Consider the following 14,962-nt stretch of genomic DNA (forward strand, 5'->3'; position numbering starts at 1 on the left):
TTGGTGTACTTCATGCCTCAGAGAACCGACTTATTCCAGCCGTAGGCGCCTCGCCCAGATCGATCGGCGCAGTGGCGGCTTCGGGGTAAGGCCGAACCGCTTCCGCAGTTCAGGCACCACGAACGAAGACCGAGGAGACTGGTCACGCAGCCATGCGGCCGCCTGCGAAACCGCAGAGGTATGCGTAGCCAGATCAGTCGCCTCGCTCGTCATCGCTTGGCTCCCACTTCCTGGTTTCGGCGGCCTCTGAAGCCACCGGCAACGTCGTTGTGGTGCGCCAGCGTCGGGCGCATCACGGCCGATGTGCTCGCCATCCTCCCCCCACTGCCCACGACCTGCGCGCAGGGCTTTGGTCGAAGCCGCGACGGCAATAGCGATCGAAGATCCGCGCTCGCGCTGACGGCCGGGACGCTTTCTTGGCTTCGTGCTGACGGGTCGAGAGACGTCCGAAGACCGGGCCGTTCCAGCCCTTCCGCCCATGCCGGTCGGCAAGCCGCGTCTGATGTTCGTCAGCAAAGGTTACGACGGCGATGAGGTTCGCCAGTCCCGGCTTCCGAAAGGCGTCATGCTTGTGATCCCCAAGGCCAACGTTCATACGCCTGCAGTTGGCGATTTCCGTCAGCATCGTGATCGGGATGGCATCGAGCGCAGGTTCGACCGACGGAAGCAGGCCCGCCGCATCGCCGCGCGCGACGACAAAACCGCCATGTCTCCCCTGGTCTTCCTCTGCCTCGCGCACCCGGCTGAAGGACGATGTCAACGGGTTCCGGACCAAGCCTCCCGTCACCGCATTTGCGAGCCGGCTCAGCCCGCCCCCTCCCCCGCGATCTCGGGCAGCCCGTCGAGATACGGATTGACGAACGCAACGCCCATCGGCGCGAAATCCTTGCCGTTTCGCGTCATCAGGCGCAGGCCATGCGCCTGCGCCGTCGCCGCGATGGCGGCGTCCGCAAAGCCCGGCGAGGTGCCGGCCATGCGGGCGCGCGCCGACAGGAGCCCGGCCAGACGGGCCGTCCGGCGGTTCAGCGGCAGGATGCGCTCGCCATAGAGATGTTCCACCAGTTCCAGCCATTGGCGCAGCCGCGCGGCCTTGCGGGGCTCGCCTTTCAGAAGCGAGCGTTCCGCCCCCGCCTCGATCTCGGCGAGCGTTACCACCGAGAGCCAGATCCGGCTGGTCGCCCGCTCCATCCAGCGCTGAAGGTCGGAAAACCCCAGCTGCTGATCCTTGGTCGGCGCGCCTTCCGACAGGATGTTGGTGTCCAGAAGGAACATCAGAATTCGAGATCGCGCAGCGGGGCACCGTCCCGCTTGGGGACATCCTCGTCGCGCAGACCGGAGACGGCCAGAAGCGCACCGAAGCTCGGCACCGTCGAGAGCCGCTTCCACTCGGCAAAGGACAGAACCACGGCCTCGGGCTCACCATGCCGGGTGATGATGCTGGGCTCGCCGCGCAAGGCATCGTCCACCACGGCGGACAAGGTGGCCTTGGCGTCCCTCAATTGAATCTCGCGCATCGTGTTGCTCCATGGTGACCATTGTGGTCATAGATAATCCGCAAGTCTGCGAAGATCAATCCAATTGATCTTGCATCCGGGCATGGCTCCGCCGTTCAAGAGAAGAGCAATGCTCTCTCCTGCCCCTCGAAAACCCTTCCGATCGGGCGCGAAGGCTTACAGGCCGAGCGCGACCTTGGCTTGTCCGTCTCTCCAAAGCCTATTGGCCGAATTCAGAGCGCCGACTCCGCCTTTCGGGCACAGAGCCAAAAGAAGAGTCTTAGGGGATTGGTTATTGTGTGTTGGCTTTGTCACCCCTGCGAGCGGGGTAAAGACCGACCGTGGACGGCGAAGGCCCAAGGTTCCGGCGAAGGGCAGAGCCTCGGCTGACGGCGTTTCCGCAAGCCAGCGCGCGAGGCTCTTGGCGTCCTCGTAGAAGGGCATCACGAGGTCGGTCAGCGTGACGGTGAGGCCGAGATCGAGGCCGCGCGCGTTGCGCCGGACGGCCAGCTGGATGTAGCCGCAGCGCACGAGGTCGACCAGATAACGCCGGATCGTGCGGGCCGAGCGCGCCATGACGGCCCCCATCGTGCCCTTGGTGATGGCGGTCTGCCGTGTCTTGCCGCAGCGCGCGCGCAGCACTTGCAGGAAGGCCTTGGCATTGGGCGTCAGCCGGTCGTCGCGTGCGGCCGTGGTCGCCATCGCGCCGGAATATTGACGGCTTTCGCGCGGGGCCGGGCGGGCATGACGGGGCGATGCGACGGAAGAGGCGCGGGGCTTGCGCCGAACGAGAGTGGACGCCGCCACAGACGGCGCCCCCGCATCCGCGCCGATTGCTTCAGAGCGTCGGCGCGCTTCACTGATCGAAATCAGACCGGCCGTGTGATCGCGCCAGATCGCGGCGCGCGCCAGAAAGTCGGGATGGAGCGCGGCCCCCTCCCCTTCTTCGGCGCCCGTGATAGGGCCAAGCGTCATCGTTTCGACAGCTCGACCCTTCAAAAGGTCAAGCGCCGACCCTCGCACGCTCAGGGGCGTGCGGGAATGTTCCTCCGACATGGTCTCTCTCCTTGCGCGAGGCAAAGCGAGGCCGTGGCGGGAAGCCGCAATTTCATTTGACGATGAAGGCGAAGGAGGCTAAACCTGCGAGCAACCACGCATCACAGATGAAGGCTCCGGCGGCTCCCGCTTCGGGGCCTTTTTCTTTGCCTATGGCGTCTCCCGGTTAATGATGGACATGGGCCTCACGCCTCCTGCGTTTTCAGGAGGTCGGCATCGGCCTCTGTGAGCGTGGCGAGATCGGACTTCGCGATGAGGACGCGGATCACATCCGAGCGCGATTGTACGCCCAGACGTTCCTTCACCTCGTCCAGCGCGGCGATCTCGCTTTCGTGAAGAACTGTTTCGGTCGAGCGAAGACCAGCGGCACGACGGCGAGCGCGCGTGGCGGCAACGGCCTCTGTGGTGGTTCTTCGGGGCATCGATCAGACTCAATTCCTAACGGTTACTAGAAAGGGTTACGTGACTCATTTCGCGAAGGCCACCCCCCGCACCTCCCGCCAATCTGCCCGAACACGGCGCGGCGGGGATAAATCGGGGACAGAATGCTGGAATCCGAGCGCGAAGAAGACGCTCGTCCGGACGCTAAGCCCCTGATAATGCTAGAGCTGACGTCAGGCTGACCTGTTGTGCCGGCCAAGGCTTGTCCTGCCCTTACCTCCCGACGGCTTATGCGATAAAAGTTGGGCAAGACCCGTCAGAAGGACCGATTTCCGCTCATGAACTCGTCAGCCGTCCCGATTCTCTCTGAAGACCCGGCCGAAAAGGTCGTGCGTCACGGCGCGATTCTTTCGGCCGAGCTGCTGGCGCGACGCCAGCAGATGTATCCGCCGGACGCGCGCAAGAACCTCCGATTCTTCATGACCCATGAGGTCTCGAAGCTCACCTCGATCCCGGAATCCACGCTGCGCACGCTGTCCATCGAGGGCAAGGGTCCCGCGCCCGCCCGGCTCGACAACAACCATCGCGCCTATACCTTGGCGCAGATCAACGAGCTTCGCGAATTCTTCGCGCAGATGAAGCCGGCGGAGGCCCTGCGCTTCCTGCCGCGCCGGCGCGAGGGCGAGCGGCTTCAGATCCTCTCCATCGCGAACTTCAAGGGTGGCAGCGCCAAGACCACGACCAGCGCGCATCTGGCGCACTATCTGGCGCTCGCGGGCCTGCGCGTTCTGGCGATCGATCTCGATCCGCAGGCCTCGCTGTCCGCCATGTTCGGATTTCAGCCGGAGATGGATGTCGGCCACAACGAGACGATCTATGCCGCCCTGCGCTACGACGAGGCGCGCCGCCCCATGCGGGAAATCGTACGTCAGACTTACTTTACCGGTATCGATCTCATTCCCGGCAATATCGAGGTGATGGAATACGAGCATGAGACGCCTCGGGCGCTGGCCGGCGGCGCGGCGGGCATGGACGGCGTGTTCTTCGAGCGGCTGCGGCTCGCCATTGCCGAGGTGGAGGACGACTACGATATCGTGCTTCTCGACACCCCGCCCTCGCTCGGCTTCCTGACGCTCGGCGCGATCTATGCGTCCACCGGGCTGATCGTCACCGTTCATCCCGCCATGCTGGACGTCATGTCCATGAGCCAATTCCTCCTGATGATGGGTGATCTCATTGGCGTGGTGCGCGAGGCCGGGGCGAACCTCAGCCAGGACTTCCTGCGCTATCTCATCACGCGCCACGACCCGAACGACCAGAGCCAGGTCCATGTCGTCGCCATGCTGCGCAGCCTGTTCGGTGAGGACGTGTTGATCCCGACGGCGGTGGAGAGCACGGCGATCGAGACGGCGGGCCTCGCCAAGCGCACGCTCTACGAGCTGGAGCCGGGACATGTCGGCGCGAGCACGGTGAAACGCGCGCGCGAATCCATGGACGCGGTGAACCAGCGCATTCTGGAACTGATCTGGCAGGGATGGGGCCGAGCATGAGCAAGGGACCGCGCAAATCCATTCTGGCAAATTTCGCCTCCTTCGCGGCGGAGGCCAAGGCGCAGGCGAGCGAGGCGCCCACGCCGAAGGCGGAGGGCGGCAACGCGTCCCCTCCCCTGCCCGACCCCACTGCGACTGCAGCTCCCGCGACGGCGCCCGCCGCCCCTCCGGCCTCGCCGTCCACGCCCGCTCCGCAAACGAGCGGGCTGGCACAGCGTGTCGGCGCTTCTGTGATCGGCGCGACGCAGCGCTCCATCGCCGAACTGCGCGAGGAGCGCGACCGCCTTCAGGCGCTGGTGGAGGCGGGCGGCACACGAGACATCGACGCCGCGCTGATCGACCCCTCGCCGTTTCGGGACCGGATGCCGGATGACGACGAGGCGGGCTTCGACGGGTTCCGCGCCCGCTTTGCCGAAGAGGGGCAGAAGGTGCCCGCCGAGGTGCGCCCGCACCCGGACGCCCCCGGTCGTTTCCAGTTGGTCTTCGGCCACCGTCGCTGGCGCGCGGCCCGCGATCTCGGCCTGCCGCTGCGCGTCATCATCGTCGCCAAGAGCGACGCGGAGGTCGCGGTGTCTCAGGGCATCGAGAATGCCGAGCGGCAGGATCTGACCTGGATCGAGCGTGCGCGTTTCGCCGCCACGCTGGAGCAGGCCGGCTTGAAGGCGCGGGATATTCGTGCGGCGCTGGGCATCGACGATCCGGAACTGGCGCGCTTTCGCATGGTGCTCCGCGCCCTGCCGGAGGATGTGATCTTGCGCATCGGCCGCGCGCCGAAGGCGGGTCGTCCGCGCTGGGTCGAGATGGCCAAGCTCGCCGAGACCTTCCCCGCGCGGCTGGCGCAGCTTCCCGAATCCTTGTCACCTGCCAAGGTTCCGACATCCGATGGTCGTCTCCAGGCAGCGCTGGCCGTTCTGCGCGGCGAGGCCGATAGCGGCGACAGCACGATGGACCTCCACGACGCTCAAGGCCGCCGCATCGCGCAAGCCCGCTTCTCACGCGGCTCGATGCAACTGGTGCCGGAGCGAACCGTCGCCGATGACTGGGCGGCTTTTCTGCGCCAGGATCTGCCGGACATGGCCGCCCGTTTCGAGCGCTGGAAGGCGGAGCGCTGAAAAATGAGAAGCGCCCGACCTTGGCAGCTGCCAAGGTTTTGTGGCGTGAGCCAGATGGCGGAGCGGGGTTTGCGGCACCTTGAGGTCCCGCGAACGGCCCGCGCGAGTTGGCCGCCGCTGCCACGCCTGCGATGCGGCCACTTGCAACCGGATGCAGCGCCGCTGAAGCCGAAAACCTTGGCAGCTGCCAAGGTCGAAGTCGGATGAAGCACGGAGATTGCGTGTCCGCTCCGGTGAGGCGCGTCGTCAGGCCGGACCAGATTGCGCCCAAGATGCAGCAATTGCCGAATTCGCCGGCCCTCGAATGCGGCATTCGGGCAATATGGGCTTGGACACGACAAACGTCCCAAGCCCGACAGGACCGTTGGAAGCTCGGGCAGGTTGGCGCTCCCGTTCCGCCCGGATGCTCCGTTGCGAACGCGGTGGCCTTAATCGATGGGTCTGAGTTGATCGTTCGCCGGCCCGGTTCAGCTCGAAATGAGCGCTAGCCCATCGGCGACGATCTAGGGCTTGCGTCGGCGCCCGACCTCGACCGGCTACGCGAGATGCTAGCTGGCGCGGAGCGTGACCCAACCACAACCGACCTTGAACAGTCGGCGCTATGGGACTTGCCGGACGCCTCTAACCTGTTCGAACACCGGCTGGACAACCGGCTTGGGCGAGCGGGAACCGCTTCGGAGGCTCGACGCTTCGACCGCAGTGCCATGGCTCGCATTCGAGAGCGTCTTCGTTGATCCGTCTCATCCCGCGCGCCAGGTCAGGACTGGCCCGCAGCCAGATGGGTTGCCCTGTGAAGCTGCCGCGTCGGCAGGTTCGTCTCGTCAGCGAAACCGGTATCGCCCGAGACGTCACGTGGTTTGTGGCCAAGGCGAAGACAGATGGAGTCAACGAGCGACACCAAGGCGCGGAAACCAACAGAGTCGATTGAGACCCGATGGGCCGCGTTGCGGGTGTCGCTCATGCCTCGCCGTGAGATCAGACCAGAAGATACTCGTGCCGTTCGAACGCGCGACACGCATCGGCGGCAAGAGGGCCCGGAGCCCGAACGGCCTCCGCCTCTCACAGTGCGTCAACTCTCCGCCCGGATCGTCCAAGCCGACCGTGAGCCAGAGGGAGCCGCCCACTCGGCGCCCCGCGCCGAGGCCAGAGACCTTTTTGAAGAACGACGCGACGATTGCCAGCCTGAACCCAGCATCACGGAGACGCGCGAGAGCGCGAAGAAGCTGATTTTAATGCCGACACTTGCCGGCGCCGCGCGGTGGCGATCTGGCTTCGCGAAGGTCGCCCGGCGCGTCCAACGCGAAGCCGGGTGAGATCATCCGCCGCTGCCGTCAGGCCGGTGATCTGCGCCGGTGGGTAGGGCAGATCCGATCCTTTTGCGTGAGCGCATCGGCGATTGTTCGCGGGGCCATCTTTGATACAGTCACCCTCGAAGCGGCTGACGAATCCGTGCGGAGGAGGGCTGTCGGTGGACCGGGCTTCAGGGCGGCGACGCCGTGAGACCCGGAAACGACAGGCCAGCCTCGCTGGCTTTGTCGGACGCTTTCAAATCCCGGGGAGACGCCATTGGCGCGGGAGTAGGGAGAAACCGCATGTCGACAGAAGCCGTCGGCGCGACGCGCCGCGACTATCGAGAAGAATACGAGACGTTCCGGCTGGAAGACGCGCAGGCGCGTCTGGCCGGAGATCCGGCATCGGCGATCAATGCCTGTGTGGAATGCTGCGACCGTTACGTGGGCGAGGGGCGTGTGGCGCTGCGCTGTCTCTCCGCCGACGAGATGCTGACAAGCTATACGTTCGAGGATTTGCAGGCCCTTTCGGCCCGCGCGGCGAACGTGTTCCGCGCCGAGGGCGTCGAGCCGGGGGATGTCGTTGCCGGGCTCCTGCCGCGCACGTTGGAGCTCGTGGTCGCGATCCTGGGGGCTTGGCGTCTGGGAGCGATCTATCAGCCGCTCTTCACCGCCTTCGGCCCCAAGGCGATCGAGCATCGTCTGCGGCTCGGCGGCGCGAAGCTGGTGGTCACCAACCCGGCCAACCGGGGAAAGCTCGACGAGGTGGAGGGGTGTCCTCGCGTGGCGATCGTGGCCGAACCCGGCGCGGTGCCGGCGGGCGATCTCGACTTTCGCGCCGCGCTCAAGGCCGCCGAGCCGACTTTCGAGCCGGTATCGCGCCGGGGCGACGATCTCTTCATGCTGATGTCCACTTCGGGTACGACGGGGGCGGCCAAGGGCGTGCCCGTGCCCCTGCGCGCGCTCAACGCCATTTCGGCCTATATGCGCTATGCCATCGACCTGCGCGCCGACGACACGTTCTGGAACATCGCCGATCCCGGCTGGGCCTATGGGCTCTATTACGCCATCACCGGCCCGTTGATGCTGGGATGCGCGACCCTTCTCTACGAGGGCGGTTTCACGGCCGAGAGCACCTATCGCATCCTCCGGCGCATGGGCGTCACCAATCTCGCCGGCTCGCCCACGGCCTATCGCCTTCTGATCGCCGCCGGGCCGGAGCTGGCCGAGCCGGTCAAGGGCGCTTTGCGCGTCGTCAGCAGCGCGGGCGAGCCGCTCAACCCGGAGGTCATGCGCTGGTTCGAGGCGCATCTGGCAGTGCCCATCCACGATCATTACGGGCAAACCGAGAACGGCATGATGGTCAACAACCATCACGGATTGACGCACCCTGTGCGCCCCGGCTCCTCAGGTCTGCCGATGCCCGGCTATCGCATGGCCGTTCTGGACGAGGCGGGCAACGAGCTTGGACCCAACCGGCCGGGCATTCTCGCCGTCGATATCGCGCGCTCGCCGCTCCTGTGGTTCCGGGGCTATTATCATCAGGACACCCCGGCCATCGCGGGCGGCTACTATCGCACCGGCGACACGGTGGAACTGGAGCCGGACGGCTCCATCAGCTTCGTCGGGCGCTCGGACGACATCATCACCTCGGCGGGCTATCGCATCGGGCCTTTCGACGTGGAAAGCGCGCTGATCGAGCATCCCGCCGTGGTGGAAACCGCCGTGATCGGCGTGCCCGATCCCGAGCGGACCGAGATCGTCAAGGCCTTCGTGGTGCTGGCGGACGGTGTGAGAGGAACGCCGGCGCTGGCCGACGAACTGGCCCAGCATGTCAAGCGCCGCCTGTCGGCCCATGCCTATCCGCGCCAGGTGGAGTTCGTGGACGAGCTACCCAAGACGCCGAGCGGCAAGATCCAGCGCTTCATCCTGCGCAAGAGCGAGATCGCCAAGAGCCAGCCGGGCTGAGGAGGGCGTCGCCCATGAAGATCGAGAACAGCAGTTTCGTCGTCACCGGGGCCGGGTCGGGCCTCGGGGCGGGCGTGGCGGAGATGGCGGTGGAGGCGGGCGCGAACGTCCTGCTGCTCGACGTCAACGAGGCGGCCGGGGCGGCGCTGGCCTCCCGGCTCGGCGCGCGGGCCCGCTTTCGCCGCGCCGATGTGACGAGCGCCGAGGACGGCGAGGCGGCGATCGCGGCCGCGCTCGCGGCCTTCGGGCGGATCGACGTCCTCGTCAATTGCGCGGGCATCGCGCCGGGCGAGCGGATCGTCGGGCGCGAGGGGCCGCACGATCTCGGCACCTTCGCGCGCGTCGTCGCGATCAATCTGACCGGCACGTTCAACATGCTGCGCCTTGCCGCCTCCGCCATGGCGGGGCAGGAGCCGGGCGAGGCGGGCGAGCGCGGCGTCATCGTCAACACCGCCTCGGTCGCCGCCTTCGAGGGGCAGATCGGACAGGCCGCCTATGCCGCCTCCAAGGGCGGGGTCGCCGCACTGACGCTGCCCGCCGCGCGCGATCTGGCGCGCCATGCGATCCGCGTCGTGGCCATCGCGCCCGGCATTTTCGAGACGCCGATGGTCGCGGGAATGCCAAAGGACGTGCAGGAGGCGCTGGGGGCCGCCGTGCCCTTTCCGCCCCGCCTCGGGCAGCCGTCCGAATATGCCGCGCTGGTGCGCCATATCGTCGAAAACCCGATGCTGAACGGCGAGACGATCCGCCTCGACGGCGCCATTCGCATGCCGCCGCGCTGAGGGATAAGGAGAAAACCATGAGCGAACGCGATCCCGTCGTCATCGTCTCGGCCGCCCGCACGCCGATGGGCGGCTTCATGGGCGACCTTGCCGCCCTGTCCGCCTCCATGCTCGGCGCGGCCGCCATTTCCGGTGCGCTGGAGCGGGGCAGGGTGGAGCCGGACGCCGTGTCCGAGATCGTCATGGGCTGCGTGCTGGCCGCCGGCCAGGGGCAGGCGCCCGCGCGGCAGGCGGCGCTCGCCGCCGGCCTGCCGCTGGGGGCGGGGGCGACCACGCTCAACAAGATGTGCGGCTCGGGCATGAAGGCCGCCATGCTGGCGCATGACATGCTTCTCGCGGGCTCGGCCGATGTGGTGGTGGCCGGCGGCATGGAGAGCATGTCGAACGCGCCCTATCTCCTGCCGAAGGCGCGCGCCGGCCAGCGCATGGGCCATGGCCAGATGCTCGACCACATGTTTCTGGACGGGCTGGAAGACGCCTACGAGCCGGGCCGCCTGATGGGCTCCTTCGCCGAGGATTGCGCGCAAAGCTACCAGTTCACCCGCGAGGTGCAGGACGCCTACGCGCTCGCTTCGCTGTCGCGCGCGCAGGCCGCCATTGCGGGCGGGCGGTTCGAGGCCGAGATCGTGCCGGTCAGGGTCAAGACGGGTCGGGTGGAGACGGAGGTTCGGATCGACGAGCAGCCGGGCAAGGCGCGCCCCGAGAAGATCCCGACGCTCAAACCCGCCTTCCGCGAGGGCGGCACGGTGACGGCGGCCAACGCCTCCTCCATCTCGGACGGGGCGGCGGCGCTGGTGCTGATGCGCGCGAGCGAGGCCGACCGGCGCGGGCTGACGCCGCGCGCGCGGATCGTCGGTCATGCGAGCTTCGCAGGCAAGCCTTCGCTCTTCGCCACCGCGCCGATCGGCGCGCTGCGTCGCTTGAGCGAGAGCACGGGGCTGGCGCTCGATGAGATCGATCTCTTCGAAATCAACGAGGCCTTCGCCGTGGTGGCGCTCGCCGCCATGCGCGACCTCGACCTTCCGGCCGATAAGGTGAACGTCAACGGCGGGGCCTGCGCGCTCGGCCATCCGATCGGCGCGTCGGGCGCGCGGATTCTGGTGACGCTGCTTGCCGCGCTGGAGGCGAACGGCCTGGAGCGCGGCATGGCGAGCCTCTGCATCGGCGGCGGCGAGGCGACGGCGGTCGCGATCGAAAGGATGCACTGATGCTGCTGACGGACCTACAGGAAGACATTCGCGATGCCGTGCGCGACTTCGCGCAGGAGCGCTTGGCTCCCGGCGCCGCCGCGCGCGACCGCGACAGCGCCTTCCCGCGCGAGGAACTGCGCGAAATGGGCGCGCTCGGCTTTCTCGGGATGCTGGTGCCCGAAGAGTATGGCGGCTCGGATGCGGGAACCGTCGCCTATGCGCTCGCGCTGGAAGAGATCGCGGCGGCGGACGGGGCCTGCTCGACCATCGTTTCCGTTCATTCCTCGGTCGGCTGCGTGCCGATCCTGCGCTTCGGCACGCAGGAGCAGAAGCAGCGCTTTCTGCCGAAGCTCGCGTCGGGCGAATGGATTGGCGGTTTCGCGCTGACCGAGCCGCACACGGGCTCCGACGCCTCCGCCCTGAAAACCCGCGCCCGACGCGACGGCGACCATTACGTGATCGACGGCGCCAAGCAGTTCATCACCTCCGGCCAGAACGGGCAGATGGTGATCGTCTTTGCCGTGACCGACCCGGACGCGGGCAAGAAGGGCATCTCGGCCTTTATCGTGCCGACCGACACGCCGGGCTATCAGGTGCTCTCGGTCGAGCACAAGCTCGGTATCAAGAGTTCGGACACCTGCGCGCTCGCCTTCGAGACCATGCGTGTGCCCGCCGAGAACCGGCTGGGCGCGGAAGGCGAGGGCTATCGCATCGCGCTCGCCAATCTGGAGGGCGGGCGCATCGGCATCGCCGCGCAGGCCGTGGGCATGGCGCGCGCCGCCTTCGAGGCCGCGACGAGCTACGCCAAGGAGCGCCGGAGCTTCGGCAAGCCGATCCTGGAGCATCAGGGCGTCGGCTTCCGCCTGGCCGACATGGCGACCGAGATCGAGGCCGCCCGGCAGCTGACGCTCCACGCCGCCGCGCTGAAGGAGGCAGGGCGTCCCTGCCTTCAGGAGGCGTCCATGGCCAAGCTCTACGCCTCCGAAATGGCGGAGCGCGTGTGTTCGGCCGCGATCCAGGTGCATGGCGGCTATGGCTATCTCGCCGACTATCCCGTCGAGCGCATTTATCGCGACGCCCGCATCTGCCAGATCTACGAGGGCACCAGCGAGGTGCAGCGCCTCGTGATCGCCCGCGCGCTTTGAAGGGATATTCCATGGCTGATCTCATCGACATCACGCGGGAACGCCGCGTCGCCCTCGTGCGGCTCAACCGCCCGGCGCAGCTCAACGCGCTGAATCTGGCGCTGGCCGAGGAACTCGTCGCCGCCACCGAAGCGCTGGACCGGGATCGCAGCATCGGCGCGATGGTGTTGACCGGCTCGCCCAAGGCCTTCGCCGCCGGGGCCGATATCGCCGAGATGGCCGGCAAGAGTGCCGAGGAAATGGTGGAGGCCGATTTCTTCGCGATCTGGGATCGCTTCGCCGCGTGCCGCATCCCCAAGATCGCGGCCGTCAACGGCTATGCGCTGGGCGGGGGCTGCGAGGTCGTGATGATGTGCGACTTCGCCATTGCGGGCGAGGGCGCGCGCTTCGGCCAGCCGGAGGTAAAGCTCGGTGTCATCGCCGGCATGGGCGGCACGCAGCGCATGACCCGGCTGATCGGCCGCTCGCTCGCGATGGACCTGCATCTGACCGGCCGCACCATGCGCGCCGACGAGGCGCTGCGCGCCGGGCTGGTGGCGCGCGTCGTGCCGGACGAGGAGGTCGTGCCGACGGCCATGGCGGCGGCGGCCGAGATCGCCTCCTATTCGCGCGCGGCCGTGCGGCTGGCGCGCGAAGCGGTGGCGAAGGCCGAGGAACTGCCGCTGGCCGAGGGCATCCGCTATGAGCGCGCCGTGTTCCACCGCCTGTTCGGTACGCCGGACCAGCGCGAAGGCATGGCGGCCTTCGTGGAAAAGCGCCCGGCGCGGTTCCACGAACAGAGCGACGCCGCGCCCTCCGACCCGGAGGCCGGATCATGACGAGCCCGTTCGTCCGCGCCGAGGTGGACGGTGCGCTCGGGCGCATTCATCTCGGCCGCCCGGAGGCGCTGAACAGTCTCGATCTCGGCATGATCCGCGCCATCGCGGACGCGCTCGACCGGTTCGAGCGGGACGACAGCGTGCGCGCCGTCGCTTTGACCGGCGAGGGGCGGGCGCTTTGCGCGGGCGGCGACATCAAGATGATCTGGCGCGTCGGCCGGACGCAGCCGGAGGAAGCGCTCGGCTTCTGGGCCGAGGAATACCGGCTGAACGCGCGCATCGCCCGGAGCCCCAAGCCCTGGGTCGCCGTGATGGACGGCATCTGCATGGGCGGCGGCGTCGGGTTGTCGGTGCATGGCAGCCACCGCGTCGTCACCGAGCGCACGCGCTTTGCCATGCCCGAAACCGGCATCGGCTATTTCCCCGATGTTGGCGGCACATTCGCCCTGTCGCGCGCGCCGCATCGACTGGGCTTCTGGCTGGGGCTGACGGGGGCCTCGGTCGGGGCGGCGGATGCGATCGTGGCGGGGTTGGCCGACACGATGATCCCCTCGGATGCCATCCTGGCGCTCCTCGCCGATCTCGCTGCCGGCCGCCCCGCCGACGCGGCGCTGGCGGCCCATGCCGCCGATCCCGGTCCTTCCCGGCTCGCCGATCATGCGGGCGTGATCGAGGCGGTTTTCGCGGGCGCCGACAACAGCGCGATCCTGTCGGCCCTTCGGGCGGATGGCTCGGCGTTTTCGGCCGAAACGCTGGCGCTGCTCGACGCCAAGTCGCCCACCAGCCTCGTCCTGACGCTGCATCTCCTTCAGGAAGCGCTTCGCTCGCCCGATCTGGAAACCTGCCTCGACCGCGAATACGCCGCCGACGCCGCGATCCTCCAGGGCCACGATTTCTACGAGGGTGTGCGCGCCGCCGTGGTGGACAAGGATCGCAACCCCGTCTGGCGACCGGCGACGCTGGCCGAGGTCGATGCGCCCGCGCTCGTCGCCTCGCTGCGCCCCCATCCCTCGCTCTTCCCCTCCGCAGGAGATTGAGATGACCCTCTTCGCCTTTATCGGCCTCGGCAATATGGGCGGCCCGATGGCCGCCAATCTCGTCAAGGCGGGCCATGTCGTCCGGGGTTTCGACGCCGTGCCCGAGGCCGTGGCCCGCGCCGCCGAGCGCGGCATCCAGCCGGCGGCGACGCTTCGCGAGGCGGTCGAGGGGGCGGACGCCATCGTCACCATGCTGCCGAGCGGCGCGCTGGTGCTGGAGGTCTGGCGCGAACTGGCCGGTCTCGTCGGGGAAGGCGTCATCGTCGTGGATTCCTCCACGATCGACGTCGAAAGCGCCCGCGCCGCCCATGCGCTCCTGCCGCACTGCCTGACGGTGGACGCGCCCGTTTCGGGCGGGACGAGTGGCGCGGAGGCCGGCACGCTGAGCTTCATGCTCGGCGGCGAGGGGGCCGCGATCGAGGCGGCGCGCCCGCTTCTCCAGCCCATGGCCGGGCGGTTGATCCCCTGCGGCGGGCCCGGCGCGGGGCAGGCGGCCAAGCTCTGCAACAACATGCTGCTCGGCATTTCCATGATCGGGGCAGCCGAGGCCTTCCTGCTCGGCGAGCGGCTGGGGCTCGACCGGCAGGCGCTTTTCGATGTCCTGTCCACTTCGTCCGGCCAATGCTGGTCGGTGAACACCTATTGCCCCGTGCCCGGCCCGGTGCCGGCCTCGCCGGCCAATCGCGACTATGCGCCGGGTTTCGCCACCGCCCTGATGCTGAAGGATCTCCGGCTCGCCACGCAAGCGGCCGAGGCCAGCGCCGCCCCGACCCCGCTCGGCTCGGCCGCGCGCGATCTCTTCGAGGCCTTCGGCGCGGCGGGCGGCGGGGGGCGGGATTTTTCCGCGATCATCGAGTTCCTGCGCACACAAGCGCCGCCGTCGGAGGCGTCCTGACGCCAGGCGGACGCCGCGGCTGGAACGGCGCGGCGGGAGCCGGTCGTGATATCCGCTCTCTGGGTTGCGCCTGCCCCTTCGGCGCGCCCGGTATCCGGCGCGCATGAGCGGGTGGTCGATCGCCGTCGAGGATGCGAGCTTCGGGGAGCGCGCCCCCCAATCGGGACGCGGCGAGATCATTCGGCGTCTCGACGCCGGCATCTCGCCCCGACTTCATCGAGGGCTACGACCTCTCTGACAAAGCGG

Annotated in this window: 15 protein-coding genes; 9 read left to right on the forward strand and 6 right to left on the reverse strand. The window is 68.0% G+C overall.

What is annotated here, in order from left to right; translation table 11 throughout:
• Positions 1-292: 292 nt before the first annotated feature.
• From AUL36_RS11340 to AUL36_RS11360, 5 genes are all read right to left on the reverse strand, one after another.
• Positions 293-760 carry a hypothetical protein gene (locus AUL36_RS11340; protein WP_156418350.1) on the reverse strand — a complete coding sequence of 156 codons (468 nt, stop codon included), beginning with the start codon at positions 758-760 and terminating at the stop codon, positions 293-295.
• Positions 761-804: 44 nt separating this feature from the next.
• Entirely contained in the window at positions 805-1,272 is a 468-nt protein-coding gene (locus tag AUL36_RS11345) for a PIN domain-containing protein (RefSeq protein WP_062220615.1), read from the reverse strand.
• Complete coding sequence (locus AUL36_RS11350; RefSeq protein ID WP_062220618.1) at positions 1,272-1,514, reverse strand: type II toxin-antitoxin system Phd/YefM family antitoxin; 243 nt, start codon at positions 1,512-1,514, stop codon at positions 1,272-1,274. Before AUL36_RS11350 ends, AUL36_RS11345 begins: the two co-directional genes overlap by 1 nt.
• 156 nt (positions 1,515-1,670) lie before the next feature.
• The gene (locus AUL36_RS11355; RefSeq protein WP_156418351.1) at positions 1,671-2,468 is read right to left on the reverse strand and encodes a helix-turn-helix domain-containing protein; all 798 of its coding nucleotides are present in this window, start codon (positions 2,466-2,468) and stop codon (positions 1,671-1,673) included.
• A gap of 266 nt (positions 2,469-2,734) precedes the next feature.
• Positions 2,735-2,971 (reverse strand): ribbon-helix-helix protein, CopG family, encoded by a 237-nt coding sequence (locus AUL36_RS11360; protein ID WP_062220624.1) that lies wholly within the window; start codon positions 2,969-2,971, stop codon positions 2,735-2,737.
• 297 nt (positions 2,972-3,268) lie between these two features.
• Here AUL36_RS11360 and repA point away from each other — a divergent pair, with 297 nt between their 5' ends.
• Complete coding sequence (gene repA / locus AUL36_RS11365) at positions 3,269-4,480, forward strand: plasmid partitioning protein RepA (protein WP_058634139.1); 1,212 nt, start codon at positions 3,269-3,271, stop codon at positions 4,478-4,480.
• Positions 4,477-5,592 carry a plasmid partitioning protein RepB gene (repB, locus tag AUL36_RS11370; RefSeq protein ID WP_062220627.1) on the forward strand — a complete coding sequence of 372 codons (1,116 nt, stop codon included), beginning with the start codon at positions 4,477-4,479 and terminating at the stop codon, positions 5,590-5,592. The genes repA and repB overlap by 4 nt, the downstream gene beginning before the upstream one ends.
• A 757-nt stretch (positions 5,593-6,349) precedes the next feature.
• On the opposite strand, the gene AUL36_RS24460 is transcribed toward repB, so the two are convergent.
• Entirely contained in the window at positions 6,350-6,553 is a 204-nt protein-coding gene (locus AUL36_RS24460) for a hypothetical protein (protein ID WP_210168856.1), read from the reverse strand.
• A 631-nt stretch (positions 6,554-7,184) separates the two neighbouring features.
• On the opposite strand from AUL36_RS24460, the gene AUL36_RS11380 reads away from it, so the two are divergent.
• The 7 genes from AUL36_RS11380 to mmsB are packed head-to-tail and all read left to right on the forward strand — an operon-like array spanning position 7,185 to position 14,716.
• Positions 7,185-8,849 carry an acyl-CoA synthetase gene (locus tag AUL36_RS11380; RefSeq protein WP_062220633.1) on the forward strand — a complete coding sequence of 555 codons (1,665 nt, stop codon included), beginning with the start codon at positions 7,185-7,187 and terminating at the stop codon, positions 8,847-8,849.
• Between the two features lie 14 nt (positions 8,850-8,863).
• Positions 8,864-9,631 (forward strand): SDR family NAD(P)-dependent oxidoreductase, encoded by a 768-nt coding sequence (locus AUL36_RS11385; RefSeq protein WP_062220636.1) that lies wholly within the window; start codon positions 8,864-8,866, stop codon positions 9,629-9,631.
• A 17-nt stretch (positions 9,632-9,648) separates the two neighbouring features.
• Complete coding sequence (locus AUL36_RS11390) at positions 9,649-10,839, forward strand: acetyl-CoA C-acyltransferase (protein ID WP_062220639.1); 1,191 nt, start codon at positions 9,649-9,651, stop codon at positions 10,837-10,839.
• Positions 10,839-11,966 (forward strand): acyl-CoA dehydrogenase family protein, encoded by a 1,128-nt coding sequence (locus AUL36_RS11395; protein ID WP_062220642.1) that lies wholly within the window; start codon positions 10,839-10,841, stop codon positions 11,964-11,966. Before AUL36_RS11390 ends, AUL36_RS11395 begins: the two co-directional genes overlap by 1 nt.
• A gap of 11 nt (positions 11,967-11,977) precedes the next feature.
• A complete protein-coding gene (locus AUL36_RS11400; protein ID WP_062220645.1) occupies positions 11,978-12,784 on the forward strand; it encodes an enoyl-CoA hydratase-related protein in 807 nt (268 codons plus the stop codon).
• Positions 12,781-13,821: an enoyl-CoA hydratase/isomerase family protein gene (locus tag AUL36_RS11405; RefSeq protein ID WP_062220648.1), complete on the forward strand. Its 1,041-nt coding sequence runs from the start codon at positions 12,781-12,783 to the stop codon at positions 13,819-13,821. Before AUL36_RS11400 ends, AUL36_RS11405 begins: the two co-directional genes overlap by 4 nt.
• A 1-nt stretch (position 13,822) precedes the next feature.
• The gene (gene mmsB, locus AUL36_RS11410; protein ID WP_062220651.1) at positions 13,823-14,716 is read left to right on the forward strand and encodes a 3-hydroxyisobutyrate dehydrogenase; all 894 of its coding nucleotides are present in this window, start codon (positions 13,823-13,825) and stop codon (positions 14,714-14,716) included.
• Positions 14,717-14,962 lie beyond the last annotated feature (246 nt).

Source organism: Aureimonas sp. D3 (assembly GCF_001463805.1).
GTDB lineage: Bacteria > Pseudomonadota > Alphaproteobacteria > Rhizobiales > Rhizobiaceae > Aureimonas > Aureimonas ureilytica_A.